13 protein-coding genes are annotated in these 13,280 nt (G+C 69.4%); 6 read left to right on the forward strand and 7 right to left on the reverse strand.

Translation table 11 applies throughout. The features are described from left to right. Positions 1-1,341, forward strand: coding sequence for a wax ester/triacylglycerol synthase domain-containing protein (locus tag ACLBW1_RS14885; RefSeq protein WP_447812589.1), 1,341 nt, complete (start codon positions 1-3; stop codon positions 1,339-1,341). A 267-nt stretch (positions 1,342-1,608) separates the two neighbouring features. Here ACLBW1_RS14885 and ACLBW1_RS14890 read toward each other — a convergent pair whose 3' ends face one another. The 4 genes from ACLBW1_RS14890 to ACLBW1_RS14905 all read right to left on the reverse strand — a co-directional run bounded on the left by ACLBW1_RS14890 (position 1,609) and on the right by ACLBW1_RS14905 (position 4,835). After that, entirely contained in the window at positions 1,609-2,550 is a 942-nt protein-coding gene (locus ACLBW1_RS14890; RefSeq protein WP_447812590.1) for a hypothetical protein, read from the reverse strand. Beyond that, complete coding sequence (locus tag ACLBW1_RS14895) at positions 2,547-3,233, reverse strand: transketolase (protein WP_447812591.1); 687 nt, start codon at positions 3,231-3,233, stop codon at positions 2,547-2,549. The genes ACLBW1_RS14890 and ACLBW1_RS14895 overlap by 4 nt, the downstream gene beginning before the upstream one ends. Positions 3,234-3,331: 98 nt before the next feature. After that, positions 3,332-4,186 (reverse strand): hypothetical protein, encoded by an 855-nt coding sequence (locus tag ACLBW1_RS14900; protein WP_447812592.1) that lies wholly within the window; start codon positions 4,184-4,186, stop codon positions 3,332-3,334. A 79-nt stretch (positions 4,187-4,265) separates the two neighbouring features. Then, positions 4,266-4,835 (reverse strand): HhH-GPD-type base excision DNA repair protein, encoded by a 570-nt coding sequence (locus ACLBW1_RS14905; RefSeq protein ID WP_447812593.1) that lies wholly within the window; start codon positions 4,833-4,835, stop codon positions 4,266-4,268. 166 nt (positions 4,836-5,001) lie between these two features. On the opposite strand from ACLBW1_RS14905, the gene ACLBW1_RS14910 reads away from it, so the two are divergent. After that, on the forward strand, positions 5,002-6,450 hold the full coding sequence (locus ACLBW1_RS14910) for a sugar porter family MFS transporter (protein WP_447812594.1): 1,449 nt from the start codon (positions 5,002-5,004) through the stop codon (positions 6,448-6,450). Positions 6,451-6,520: 70 nt separating this feature from the next. Here ACLBW1_RS14910 and ACLBW1_RS14915 read toward each other — a convergent pair whose 3' ends face one another. The 3 genes from ACLBW1_RS14915 to ACLBW1_RS14925 form a co-directional block, all read right to left on the reverse strand. Further along, positions 6,521-7,342 (reverse strand): hypothetical protein, encoded by an 822-nt coding sequence (locus tag ACLBW1_RS14915; protein ID WP_447812595.1) that lies wholly within the window; start codon positions 7,340-7,342, stop codon positions 6,521-6,523. A gap of 221 nt (positions 7,343-7,563) precedes the next feature. Beyond that, positions 7,564-8,400, reverse strand: a complete 837-nt coding sequence (locus tag ACLBW1_RS14920; RefSeq protein ID WP_447812596.1) for an Rv1157c family protein — start codon at positions 8,398-8,400, stop codon at positions 7,564-7,566. A gap of 229 nt (positions 8,401-8,629) precedes the next feature. After that, positions 8,630-8,941 (reverse strand): 4a-hydroxytetrahydrobiopterin dehydratase, encoded by a 312-nt coding sequence (locus tag ACLBW1_RS14925; RefSeq protein WP_447812597.1) that lies wholly within the window; start codon positions 8,939-8,941, stop codon positions 8,630-8,632. Positions 8,942-9,078: 137 nt separating this feature from the next. Here ACLBW1_RS14925 and ACLBW1_RS14930 point away from each other — a divergent pair, with 137 nt between their 5' ends. From ACLBW1_RS14930 to ACLBW1_RS14945, 4 genes are all read left to right on the forward strand, one after another. Further along, positions 9,079-10,080 (forward strand): thiamine ABC transporter substrate-binding protein, encoded by a 1,002-nt coding sequence (locus ACLBW1_RS14930; protein WP_447812598.1) that lies wholly within the window; start codon positions 9,079-9,081, stop codon positions 10,078-10,080. 103 nt (positions 10,081-10,183) lie between these two features. Continuing rightward, entirely contained in the window at positions 10,184-11,764 is a 1,581-nt protein-coding gene (locus ACLBW1_RS14935) for an ABC transporter permease (RefSeq protein ID WP_447812976.1), read from the forward strand. After that, a complete protein-coding gene (locus tag ACLBW1_RS14940; protein ID WP_447812599.1) occupies positions 11,761-12,834 on the forward strand; it encodes an ABC transporter ATP-binding protein in 1,074 nt (357 codons plus the stop codon). The genes ACLBW1_RS14935 and ACLBW1_RS14940 overlap by 4 nt, the downstream gene beginning before the upstream one ends. Then, the gene (locus ACLBW1_RS14945) at positions 12,831-13,241 is read left to right on the forward strand and encodes a (deoxy)nucleoside triphosphate pyrophosphohydrolase (protein ID WP_447812600.1); all 411 of its coding nucleotides are present in this window, start codon (positions 12,831-12,833) and stop codon (positions 13,239-13,241) included. Before ACLBW1_RS14940 ends, ACLBW1_RS14945 begins: the two co-directional genes overlap by 4 nt. The last annotated feature ends 39 nt before the right edge of the window (positions 13,242-13,280 follow it).

The following is a 13,280-nucleotide window of genomic DNA, read 5'->3' on the forward strand; positions in this document are numbered from 1 at the left end:
GTGGAGCAGATGACCGCGACCGACGCCCAGGCCTACTGGATGTCGACCACGATTCCCAGCGACCAGTTCCTGCTGTACTGCTTCGCCGTCGACACGAGTGTCGTCGTGAACGGGAACGGGGACGGGGACGGGGACCGGTTGCTCGACGAGATCGAGCGCGACGTCGCCGATCGTGCCTCGGGTATCGGTGATCTGACGATCCGCGTCGCCGAGGTCCCGAACCATCTGGACTTCCCCTACTGGGTGCCCGCCGCGGTGTCGACGCGACAGTTCCGACGCCACCACGGCGACGGATGGGACGACTGCCTACGGATTCTCGCCGCGCAGATGGCCGATCAGGTCGAGCTCACCGACCACGGCTGGCGGCTCCATCTGTTCGCCCCGATCGCCGATGCACCCGGGGTCGACGGACCCGCGATCGTGGCGGTGCTGCAGATCGCGCATGCCCTGGCCGACGGCACCCTCGCCTCCGACATCGCACGCGAACTGTTCGGCTCGGACCCCGTCGCCACCTCCCGCGTCACCGGCACCTTCTCGCCCGTCAGGGCGGTCGGTCGCGCCGCGATCGCGATGCCCGTGCGCGCCGGGCGCCTGGCCGCCGCCGCCGTGGGCGCCCACCGAGCGCATCGACGCCGCGAGCGTGACATCGCGGCGGGTGTGGTGTCGGCCGCGCCCGCCGGCGGTCCGCTGTCGGCCGTCAACACCCGACCCGACCACCGCCGCGAGCTGCGGACGGTACACACCGATCGCGACACTCTGCGGGCGATCGGAGGGTCGGTCACCCTCGGTGCGCTGGTGGTGATCTCCGAAGCTCTCGCCGACCACCTCGACGTCGACCCGTCGGCCGGGCTGCGTGCGGAGATCACCGTCGCCAAACCCGGTGCCCGGTCGGCGCGCAATCATTTTCGCAACGCCGGCATCGACCTCTGGATCACCGAGCCCGATCGCTCCGTCCGGGCGCGACGCATCGGCGACGAGGTCTCCGCAGCGGTCGCCCGCGCCGCGCACCCGGCCACCGCGGCGGAGTCGAGGGCCATGGCCCTCGTCCCCGCGGCGTTGATCCACTGGGGTGTGGCGGGTTTCGACGCCGACGCCGTCCCCGACACCATGACGGGCAACGTCGTGGTGTCGAGTGTGAACCGCGGTGCCGCCGATCTCGTTCTCGGCGGCGGACGGGTGGTGTTCACCGCCGGCTTCCCGGCACTGTCGCCGATGCAGACACTCACCCACGGTGTCCACGGCATCGGTGACCGCGTGGTCATCTCGATCTGCTCGTCACCGACCGGTCTCGCCGACGCCGACGCCTACGCGAACAGGCTCGCCGAGCGGCTGAGCACCTAGAACCGCTCGCCTGTCAGATGACCGTCGGGCGGGCCGGATCGGGCGCCGGTGGTGTCGGCCCCGGGACAGGTGGGGTCGGTTGCGGTGCAGGCGGATTCGGGGCGGGAGGGGTCGGCGCCGGGGGAGTGGGTGCCGGGGGATCGGGTATCGGGGGACCGGGTTCGGGCACCGGTGTCGGTATCGGCGGGCCGGGGTCGTTCGGCTCCGGTGGCGGAGGCGCAGGTATCGGTTGTCCCATGTGGATCTCCCGTCGCAGGCGTGTGGGGTTCACGCTACGCCGCGTGCGCGCGGAGCAGGGTCCTGATGGATTGTGCGAGACCGGCGGCGTCGAGGCCGGAGGCATGCAGGTGCTGCTCGGGCGACCCGTAGTGGCGACGCTCGGCGCGCCCGTGACCCAGCGACAGCAGCCGGTGCGGCCGGTCGACCAGAGCAGTCGTCACATGATGCGCCGATGTCCCGGCCAGGTACGGCTCGACCACCACCACGTCGGGGGATCGGGCGGAGGTGTTGTGCGCCAGAGCCACACGCAATCCGTCGGTGTCGAGCGGTCGGACGGTCGCGGTGTAGCAGACCGTCGCCTCCACACCTTCCGTGCGGGCGATCTCGGTCGCCGCGTAGTGCGGCGTCGAGAGTGGGACCGACGGCGAGCACCACGAGATGCGACGACCCGTGACGCGCGATGTGCATGCGCCCCTCGGCGACGTCGAAGGTCGTCGAGTTCTGCTGTGCCGTCACCCGCACGTAGTGGCGGCCCCGACGCCGGTGGGCCGCACGCATCAGTGTCTCGACCTCGTCCGCGGTGCCCGGCACGTGGATCTCGAACCCGGGTACGGCGTCGATCAGGGCGACGTCGGCATCGGTCTGGTGGGTGCGTCCGGTGGTCGACATGTCGACCGACCCGCCCGTGGAGACGAGGAGTCCGTCGACGTCCTGGTGACCGAATCCGAGCTTGATCTGCTCGTAGGCGCGTTCGACGAGGAACGGCGCGAAGGTGTGCACGATGGGGAACATGTCGGCCAGCGACATCCCGGCGCCCACGTTCACCAGCAACTGTTCCCGGATCCCGACGTTGACGACGCGCTCGGGATGTCGTGCGGTGGCGGCGCCGAAGAACTGTCCGCCTATCTCGGCGTAGACGAGGGCGGTGTCGGCGTGGCGATCGACGAGATCGACCGCGGTGGAGGCGAATCGGGTTCGCGGGTCGCTCACGGCTGCGCCTCCACCCGGGCGATGACGGCACGCGGGCCCGGTCCGGACGGCCCCAGCGCACCGAGGATCGCGGACCGGTCGTGTCCGTCGATCTCGGCGGTCGACCACGATTCGAGGGCGAACCGCGCCGCGAGGCGATGAGGTCGGCGATGGGTGGCCGAGGCGTTGTCGATGACGATGACGGTCAGGCCGTCGAGCCCGACGGCGCCGGCGAACGCGATCGCCTCGTCGTTGGAGCCCTCGTCGAGTTCGGCGTCGCCGACGAGGACGAACACACGCGCGGCGCTGCCGCGGGCCCGCAACGCCTGCGTGGTGCCGACGGCCAGCGGTAGCCCGTGGCCGAGTGATCCCGAGGAGATCTCGCAACCGGGTATCAGCGTCCGGTCGGGGTGCGCGCCGAGCGGGGAGTCGAGAGAGGTCCAACGATCGAGCCAGTCGACCGGGAAGAAGCCGTACGCGGCGAGTGTCGCGTAGAAGGCCATGGGGCCATGGCCTTTCGACAGGTAGAACCGATCGCGTTCGGGGTCGTCGATGTGGTCCGGCGAGACGTCGAGGACGTGGCGGTACAGCGTCCACACGACGTCGAGGGTGGACAGTGCGGCCGCGTCGTGTTTCTCGTCGCCGGTCATGCGCGCCATCAACGAGACGACGTCGTGGTGATCCGGGGCTGCGGTGGTGGTCATGTCCCCACGATGCAACCTCGACCTTTGTTCAGGTCAACCCCGGATCAGGTCAACTCCAGCTCAGGTCGATCCCGGTTCAGGTCGACCGAGTCGTAGGTTCAGTGCTGGTGACCGTTGAGCTCGGCCTGTCGACCGTTGCCACGCACCAGTCGCTTGGGGAGGCGGCCGGCGAGGTCCGACAGGGGGGTCACGGCGTTGTTGAGCATGTCGACGGCATCGCGCAGTTCGTGCACGGTCTCCTGGATCGCGACGATGCTGGGGGCGAGTCGGCTGATGACCTCGGTCAACTCGGTGATGCGGTCGATGGTGCCGCCCGGGGCGATCGCGCGCTCGACGGCGCCGCCTTCACCCACCAGCTGGTCGAGGAGGCCACCGTCGTCGACGAGACGGTCGATGATGCCGCCCGCCTCGGTCATCTTGTTCAGCAGACCGTTCTCGGCGGTGAGCTTGTCGACGATCCCGCCCTCGCTGGTGATGCGCTCGAGGATGCCCTCGTTCTCGGTGAACTGGTCGATCACGCCGCCCTTACGGGACAGGCGGTCGAGGGGGCCACCCTTGGACGCCAGGCGGATGAGGATGCCGTCCTCCTCCGCCATCTGGTCGAGCAGGCCGTCGCGGGCGGTGAGGCGTTCGAGAGAGCCGTCGGCCTCGGTGAGGCGGTCGACGACCCCGCCGGGCGCCAGCAGCCGGTCGAGGGCGCCGTCGGATGCCAGCATCTTGCCGATGGGCCGATCGGGTCCGAGCATCTCGGCGATCTGTCCGATGAGGGCGAGCGGGGTGCGCGCCGAGAAGTTCGTGGTGTCCTCGACGCCGAAGACGTTGTTGACCTCGTGGGCGACGTTCTCGAAGGTCAGACGGGCGATGGTCACGCTCGATTCGACCGCGGCCAGGGCAACACCCGTGATGGCGAAGCCGACCTTGACCGGCAGGGCGTAGCTGACTTTCACATCCATGGATGACAGGTTATGCCATCGCGGTGTGACGGAGAACTCATCCGGGGGATACCCGGGCGGGACATGCGGATTCGGACCCTCATGCCCCCGACTTCGCCTTGGCCTTCTGCTCTTTCTTGAACGCCCGCACCTTGGTGAGGGACTCCTCGTCGACCACGTCGGCGACCGAGCGGAACCCCTTCTTGCCGTAGTCGCCGACCGCGGTCGTCCAGCCCCGGGGCTTGACGTCGAGCTGCTTGGCCAGAAGTGCGGTGAAGATCTTCGCCTTCTGCTCGCCGAACCCCGGCAGCGCGTTGATGCGGGCGACCAGATCGGCTCCGCTGGTGGCCTCGGTCCAGATGCGCGTGGTGTCGCCGTCGTACTCGGCGACGATCACGCTCGCCAGCTCCTGCAGACGCTTGGCCATCGAGCGCCCGTAGCGGTGGATCGCCGGGGGAGTGGCGCACAGGTCGGCGAATGCTTCGGGGTCGGCCGTCGCGATCTTCTCCGGGTCGAGGGTGCCGAAGCGGTCGAGTACCTTCGCCGGACCGGCGAAGGCCCGTTCCATCGGGAACTGCTGATCGAGCAGCATCCCCGAGAGCAGCGCGAACGGATCGTTGGACAGCAGCTCGTCGGCGGCCGGGTCCTGGGCGATCTGCAGTGTGACCATGCCTCGGAGTCTAACTTTCGCCCCGCGCCGGTCTGCCGCTCGACACCTGCGCCGATCGCCGACTCGGTGGGGTGTGCGGGGAGTAGCGTCGTCCACGGCGCAGGGCACTCCCTCCGGGGACCCTCGCGCCGATTCCACTCTCCACGTAGCAGATCGGGGTGGTCAGGTGAGCACATCGGCTCCGGACACCAAGCAGGACCAACACGTCGCCAAGGTCATCGGCGTCACCGTCGCCGCGGCGGTCGGCGGCTTCCTCTTCGGGTTCGACAGTTCCGTGGTCAACGGGGCCGTCGACTCCATCGGGTCGCACTTCGAGCTCAGCGAGTTCTTCAAGGGCTTCGCGGTCGCCGTGGCGCTCCTCGGGTGTGCACTCGGCGCCTGGTTCGCGGGTCGCCTCGCCGACAAATGGGGCCGCAAGCCGGTCATGCTGGTGGGCTCGTTCCTGTTCGTCATCTCCTCGATCGGTACCGGATTCGCCTGGAGCGTCCCGGATCTCATCGTCTGGCGCGTCCTCGGCGGCCTCGGCATCGGTATCGCATCGGTGATCGCGCCCGCCTACATCGCCGAGATCGCGCCCGCGAAGTTCCGCGGCGCACTGGGCTCGATGCAGCAGCTCGCCATCACCATCGGCATCTTCATCGCACTGCTGTCGGATTCGTTGCTGCAGGACAGTGCCGGTGGGGCGTCGAACGACCTCTGGTTCGGCATCGAGGCGTGGCGCTGGATGTTCTTCGTCGGCGTCATCCCGGCACTCGTCTACGGCATCCTCGCGTTGATGATCCCGGAGTCGCCGCGCTATCTGGTGGGCAACAACCTCGACGAGGAGGCCGCGCGCATCCTGCGCGAGGTCACCGGCGAGAAGGATCCGCTCAATCGCGTCAAGGAGATCCGGCTGACGCTCAAGCGGGAGTCCAACGTGTCGCTGAAGGACATCCGTGGGCCGTCCTTCGGCCTGCATCCCTTGGTGTGGGTGGGCATCTGGATCGCCGTGCTGCAGCAGTTCGTGGGCATCAACGCGATCTTCTACTACTCGACCACCCTGTGGCAGTCGGTCGGGTTCTCCGAAAGCGAATCGTTCAAGACCTCGGTGATCACCGCCGTCATCAACGTGGTGATGACCTTCGGCGCCATCCTGTTCGTCGACCGCATCGGTCGTCGCCGATTGCTCAAGATCGGTTCGGTGGGCATGTTCATCGGCCTGGTGCTCGCGGCGATCGCGTTCACCCAGCAGCAGGGTTCGGGTGACTCGGTCACGCTGCCCGACGCCTACGGCACGCTCGCCCTCATCGGTGCGAACCTGTTCGTCGTCGCGTTCGCGGCGACGTGGGGACCCGTGATGTGGGTGATGCTCGGGGAGATGTTCCCCAACCGCATCCGCGGTGTCGCGCTCGGCGTGTGCACCGCGATGAACTGGATCGCGAACTTTGCCATCTCGCTGCTGTTCCCGCAGCTGAGCGAGAGCCTGGGCCTGGCGTACGTGTACGGGTTCTTCGCCCTGTGTGCCGCGATCTCGTACTTCTACGTGCAGTTCAAGGTGCCCGAGACCAACGGTATGGAGCTCGAGGACATGGGCGATCTGCGCAGCGGGAAGACGGTACCGACCGAGGTCCCCTGACCCACGCCACCGACGCCGACGGCCGGTCGAGGGAGTCCCTCGACCGGCCGTCGTCGTTCGTGTGCCCGGGTCAGGCGTTGGTGATGCCGACCATCGGGAGGAAGAAGCAGCTGCGGCCGCCGCTGTTCACCGTCCCGAACACCGCCGAGAGGACGGTGCCCTTGCCGGTGGCGACGGGGGCGAGCCGGGTGCCGGCGGGCGCGATGGTGGTGAGCACGGTCTTGACGGTCGCGACGGCGGCGTCGCGGATCGGTCCGGCCGGGACACCGGCGAGGTAGCGGTCGATGATCGTCTGGGCCGCGTCACCCATCTGCGCGAAACCACCCTTGCCGGAGTTGATGTTGAACCAGGCGACCTGCATGCCCGCGGAGTTCTGGTCGGGGGTGATGCCGGCGGGGACGAAGCCGTAGAGCGTCTCACCGCTCTTGACGATGTTCGGGTCGAGCCCGTTGATCATCGGTAGCGCAGGGAGTCCGGGTGCCGAGTACGGTCCGGCGACCGCGCCGCCGACGGCGGGGGCGAGACCGAACGGATTGGTCGACGTCGGGGCGACGCAGTTGAAGGCCACCGACGGGTTGAGGAACGGTTGGATGCCGAGTTTGCGCAGGGTGTCGTTGGCCTGCGCGAGCAGGGCGCCGATGTCCTGACCCGACGCGGTCGGGGTCTGCTGCTGGGTCACGGCGGAATTGCCGGTCAGTGCGGACAGGGCGGCCGCGGCGACCGAGTCGGCGGGCGTGGTCTGGCCGGCCGGGACAGTGGCGGGGGCGGCGCCGGCCGGGGCGGCGGCCACGGCGATGGCTGCGGCGCTGATGGCGGCGGCGACACCGGTACGCAGAGATGCGCGGCGCGCGCGGGTGCGGATCGACATGGGATCGGGCTCCTCGAAGCTCATGGCCGTTCCCGGCGAGGTCGTCGGTCGACGCGCCGGGGTGTGTGACAGAAGTGGCCAGGGGGGTACAAATGAACAGTTGCACGGCCGGTCGTGACCCCACAAGGCGTGTGATCGTTATGAGACGCGAACGGGACCCAACCGCGTTTGATGCTGTCCCTCACAAGAATTCACCCGCCGACGGCGCTTGCCGTGGCGGGTGAAGTCCGGGGGGTCGACGCGTGTCAGATGTAGGAGAGGCCGACCGTCGGCACGATGGTGCAGCTGTTCACGCGGTTGTTGTTCTTCGTCGACACCGCGCCGTAGATCGCCGACAGCACGCGGCCGCGGCCGGTGTTCGCGATCGCGGTGAAGGTGCCCGGGCCGTTGACGGCGTTGATCTTGGCGTTGCGCTTGAGGTTGATCTGTCCGGTCCTGCCGGTGTCGATGTTGATCCAGATCGCGATCAGCGGGTTACGGGCGTTGTCGACGGCGGGGCCGGTGCCGAGGCTGGTGTAGACGTAGCCGGCTTGACCGCGTGCGGGGCCCGGAGCGGGTGCGGCCTGCGGGCCTGCGGTCACCAGCGCGGTGCCGACCGAGTTGCCACTCGGGGTGCAGCCGAAACCGATGGTCGGGTAGAGGAACTGCTGGATCTTGGGTGCGTTGGGCCCGGTCGGGATGATGGGGTCGTTGTTCGCTGCGCGGTTGTTCGCGGCGGCGACCTTGGCGACCTGCGACGGCTTGGTGGTGTTGTCGAGGAAGCCGACGACCTGGTCCCAGATCGCTCCGACCTGCGGGGGCACGCCCTTGGCGTTCGCGAGTGCGGTGGCCTGGGAGATCAACGCGGGGTTGGCCTTGCCGTCGGGACCGGGCGTGGCGACCGACCCGATGATCGCGGGGAAGAACGCACCCACCGAGTCGAGCGTCTGCTGGTCGACCTTGGGCTGACCGACGGCCGGAGGTGCGGCGACCGGCGCGGCGGTGGCGACCGACGGGATGGCCAGGGCGGTCATCACGGCGACCGCCGTGGTGTAGACGGCCCGGCGGGTCAGCGACCCGGGACGCGCGCCTGCGTTTCGCACTAGAACACCCTTCACAGCGTGGTACTTCCCATCTGTGGCGACACCGTCATCCGGTGTGGTCGCCGTCGAATCTTCCGGCCCCGTCGGCGACCTCGAGAGGCGCCGCGGGTGAGTCTAGGCGGTCACCGCGTGTCGACAACCGTCGAGGGACCTTAGCGTGATACTGAAGTGACTGGTGTGACTGGTGATGCGATCGTTACGCGCTGCACACAGGATCGACACCGTCAGTTCAGATACTCACATCCGCCGCGAGGGAGTCGTATTCTCGCGCCGATTCGAGGTCGAGGACGGTCAGCCCACCTGCGGAGTGCGTGCTCAGGGACAGCGTCACCGTCCGCCACCGGATGTCGATGTCGGGATGATGGTCGCGTCGCTCGGCGACCTCGGCCACCCGACGCACGAATTCGACCGCCTCGGGGAACGACGATGCCTCGACCGATCGTCGGATCACCCCGTCGCCCCACTCCCACTTCGGCAGGGTGGGTCGCGCCGCGTCGATCTCTGCGGCGTCGAGCGGTCGAGGTCGCGCTGCGGATGCCATGCACCCATGGTGCACCCCGCCCCGCCTGCGGAGGGCTGGTTAGATCGCGGAGAGAAGAAACTTCGCGTTCGGACGCCGTGTCCGTGCCGGGGCGATGAGAGAGGTGGGCCGGGGTGCAGCGGTGGGGTCGTAGGGCAATGCTCGTGATGCTGGGTGCGGTGGTGACCGCGTCGATGGCGACGGCCTGTGGGAACTCCGACTCGACGGCGTCGGTCACCCTGTTGACCCACGATTCGTTCGTGCTGCCCGACTCGGTGATCGCGGACTTCCGCAAGCAGACCGGCCTCGAGCTGAAGGTGTCGCAGTCGGGCGACGCGGGACAGCTGACCTCGGAGGTGTCGCTGACCCCCGGACGCCCCAAGGCCGACGCGGTCTATGGCATCGACAACACCTTCGCCTCGCGTGCCATCGACGCCGGCGCGCTGGAGCCCTACCGGTCACCGGCACTCGTCGGAGGCGCCGCGCAGTACGCGCTGTCCGGCGGCAAGGACGAGTTGACGCCGGTCGATCGCGGCGACGTGTGCGTCAACGTCGACACGGCCTGGTTCGCGCAGCGCAACATCCCCGCCCCCACCTCGATCGATCAGCTCACCGACGCCCGCTACCGCGGTGACACCGTGGTGATGGACCCCGCGACCTCGTCGCCGGGCATGGGATTCCTCCTCGCCACGATCGCGGCCGACCCGTCGAACTGGCAGGACTACTGGCGCGCCATGCGCGCCAACGACGTCACCGTGGTGTCGGGTTGGGAGACCGGCTACAACCAGCAGTTCTCCGGCGGTGAGGGCAAGGGCCCCAAGCCCATCGTCGTGTCGTACGCCTCGTCGCCCGCGGCGAATCCGGCGACGAAGGCACTGCTCGACGGCTGCTTCCGACAGGTCGAGTACGTGGGAGTCCTGAAGGGTGCGGCCAACACCGACGGGGCGAAGAAGCTGGTCGACTTCATGTTGAGTCAGCAGGTGCAGCAGGCCCTGCCGGACTCGATGTACGTCTACCCGGTGCGCGACGGCGTGACGCTGCCGCAGACGTGGCAGAAGTACGCCCCGTTGCCCACCTCGACGGTGGATCTGTCGGCGGCCTCGATAGCGCGCAACCGCGAGGACTGGCAGAAGCAGTGGCGCACGATCCTGGGGCGCTGACGTCACGGCCACCGCGAGTGCGGTGACCGCCGCCGAACGGCTGCGGCCGGTCCGACGCTGCGGTGGCGGCACGCTCGACACCGGCCACCGCCGTGTCGTCGCGATCCTCACCGTCATCCCGCTGGCCTTCATCGGTGTCTTCTTCGTGTGGCCGGTCGGCGCGTTGATCGTCCGCGCGGTCGGGGTGTCCGACGGCGAGGGGTTGCTCGCCCTGGCCCGACGCACCGACGCGTGGGGTCTGCTCGGCTTCACCCTCGCCCAGGCCGCGGGGTCGACGCTGGTGACCCTGGTGGTCGCGGCGCCGATCATCTGGCTCGTCGCCACCTGCAGTGCCCGCGTCTCGACCCTGCTCATGGTCGGCGTGACCATCCCGTTCGTGCTCCCGACGGTGGTGGTGGGCATGGCATTTCGCGCCATCGTCTCCCCCGGCGGACCTTTGGCCGGATTCGGCCTCGACGGCAGCGTCGCCTCCATCCTCGCCGCCCACGCCTTCCTCAACATCGCCGTGGTGGTGCGCGTGGTCGGGTCGGCATGGCGGACGCAGGACCCCCGGGCCGAGCAGGCCGCCCGCACCCTCGGAGCCACACCGTGGCGCGCGTTCCGGACCGTGGTGCTGCCGCGCCTGATCGTCCCGATCCTGTCCGCATCGGCGTTGGTGTTCCTGTTCTGCTCCACCAGCTTCGGCGTGGTCCTCATCCTCGGCAACGGCCGGTGGCAGACCATCGAGACCGCCGTCTACACCCAGGCCATCGGCTATTTCGACCTCCCCGCCGCGGTGACGCTGTCGCTGTTGCAGATCGTGGTGGTGGTCATCGTCGTCGCGATCGCCGGATTCGTGACCCCGCGAACCGTGGCGGTCGCCGCGCGGGAGGCCTCGGCGCGGATCCGCGGCCGCGTGTCGCAGGCCATGGCCGTCCTCGTCGGCGTGTGGGCGGTGGTCGTCCTGGTCGGACCGCTGTCGGTGGTCGTGATCCGATCGCTGCGACCCACCGCGGGCGGGGAGTGGACGCTGTCGGGCTACCGGTCGCTGAGCCGTGCGGTCAACGGACAGACCCCGTTGCAGACATTGCAGTACAGCCTGGTCAGTGCGCTGTGGGCGATGCTGTTGTCGGTCGTCGTCGGCCTGCTCGCCGCCATCGCACTGCAGCGCGCCCGCGGTGCCGCCGCCACGGTGGGGTCGGTGCTCGCGCTGGTGCCGCTCGGCGTGAGCGCGGTGACCGTCGGCTTCGGTTATCTCATCGTGCTCGCGTCGCTTCCCGCCGACGTCGCCGCGTGGCCGGGGCTCATTCCCGCCGTGCAGGCGCTCATCGCGGTGCCGGTGGTGATCCGTGTGATCGCCCCTGCACTGGCGGCGATCCCGCCGCGACTACGCCACGCCGCGGCGACCCTCGGGGCCGGTCCGTGGCGGGTGTGGCGAACGGTCGACCTGCCGCTCATCTGGCGGCCGCTCGTGGCATCGGGGGCGTTCGCCTTCATCATCGCCGTCGGCGAGTTCGGGGCCACGGGGTTCCTCGCCCGACCGGGCACCACCACGCTGCCGGTTCTGATCGGCTCGGCGCTCAACCGACCAGGCGCCGACAACCTCGCCACCGCGATGGCGTGCTCGGTGCTCATGATCGCCGCCACCGCGATCGCCGTGGTGGTGATGGAGTCGTTCCGGACGGCGTCCGGCGGTGACCTGTGACGCTGGAGGTGCGTTCCCTGCGTGTCACCTACGACGGTGAGGCGGTGATCGACGGCATCGACCTCGACGTCGGCACCCCCGTTGCGCCGGTGACCGCACTGCTCGGTCCGTCGGGGTGCGGGAAGTCCACGCTCATCCGCGCGATCGCGGGGATCGAACCGATCGCGGACGGAAGTGTGCGATTCGACGGTGTCGATCTCGCTGCGGTACCGACCCACCGGCGCGACTTCGGGGTCGTCTTCCAGGACGGCCAGTTGCTGCCGGGACGCACGGTGGGACAGAACATCGCCTACGGACTGCGGGCCCGACGGTGGTCCCGCGCGGCGACCGCCGAGCGGGTCGCCGAACTGCTCGATCTCGTCGGGCTCGATGGTCTCGCCGACCGCGCGGTGACCGAGTTGTCCGGCGGGCAGGCCCAACGCGTCGCGCTCGCACGCGCGCTGGCACCGCGGCCGCGGCTGCTGCTGCTCGACGAACCGCTGTCGTCACTCGACCGCCGACTGCGCGAGCGACTCGCCGTCGAGATCGCCGAGATCCTGCGCACCGCCCGGACGCCGGCGATCCTCGTGACCCACGATCACCAGGAGGCAGCCGTCGTCGCCGACCGGATCTCGGTCATGGCGGAGGGGCGGATCGTGCAATCCGGTGCGCCGGAGACGATCTGGCGTCGGCCCGTCGACGAATGGGTGGCACGCTTCGTGGGGTGCACCACCGTGGTCGACGGACGACTCCTGCGCGACGCCGACACCGGTTCGGCGCGCGTGGAGACCGTGGTGGGAACCGCCATCATCGCCGACCGACTGCTCGACGACGGAGATACAGACGACGGACCCGACGGTGGGGTCGGGGAGGTCGTGGTGGGGCTGCGGCCCCGATCGGTGGTGGTGTGCGGACCCGACAGCGGGGTGCCCGCGACCGTCCGCGGTGTGGCGGCGCTGCCCGAGGAACACCTGCTGTCGGTCGCCCTCGACGACGGGTCCACCGTGTCGGCGGTATCGACGCTCGCGGTGACGGTGGGCGAGAGGATCCGTGTCGCCATCGATCCCGACCGGATCGCGGTGATCGGATGAACCGCACCGTGGTGGCCGGTGCCGTGATCGACGGACCGCGGCTGCTCGTCGCGCAACGTTCCCGTCCACCGGAGCTCGCCGGGCTGTGGGAACTGCCCGGCGGCAAGGTGGAACCGGGGGAGTCGCCGCAGGAGGCGCTGGCCCGTGAGCTGGTCGAGGAACTCGGCATCGAGGTCGTCGTCGGTGAGTCGGTGGGCGTTCACGTCGAGGTGGCTCCCGGTGTCGAACTGGTGGCGCGGCGCTGTGCGCTGCGAGCCGGGACGCCCACGGTCACCGAACATCTCGCCGTCCGGTGGGTCGACGCCGACGAACTATGCACCCTCGCCGCGGCCGGGGCGGTGGTCCCCGCCGACACCGCGTGGCTGCCTGACCTTCTCGCGCTGCTCGCGAACCCGGACTCCCCGTGAACACCCAGTGCCCCCAGAACATTCAGTGAGGAACACCGA

This window comes from Williamsia sp. M5A3_1d, from assembly GCF_053345315.1.

Excerpts from the sequence above, each read along its gene's own strand:
- ACLBW1_RS14895 (WP_447812591.1), bottom strand. The coding sequence starts at position 3,233 with ATGACCACCACCGCAGCCCCGGATCACCACGACGTCGTCTCGTTGATG.
- ACLBW1_RS14945 (WP_447812600.1), top strand. The coding sequence starts at position 12,831 with ATGAACCGCACCGTGGTGGCCGGTGCCGTGATCGACGGACCGCGGCTG.
- ACLBW1_RS14900 (WP_447812592.1), bottom strand. The coding sequence starts at position 4,186 with ATGGATGTGAAAGTCAGCTACGCCCTGCCGGTCAAGGTCGGCTTCGCC.
- ACLBW1_RS14915 (WP_447812595.1), bottom strand. The coding sequence starts at position 7,342 with ATGAGCTTCGAGGAGCCCGATCCCATGTCGATCCGCACCCGCGCGCGC.
- ACLBW1_RS14930 (WP_447812598.1), top strand. The coding sequence starts at position 9,079 with ATGCTCGTGATGCTGGGTGCGGTGGTGACCGCGTCGATGGCGACGGCC.
- ACLBW1_RS14925 (WP_447812597.1), bottom strand. The coding sequence starts at position 8,941 with ATGGCATCCGCAGCGCGACCTCGACCGCTCGACGCCGCAGAGATCGAC.
- ACLBW1_RS14905 (WP_447812593.1), bottom strand. The coding sequence starts at position 4,835 with ATGGTCACACTGCAGATCGCCCAGGACCCGGCCGCCGACGAGCTGCTG.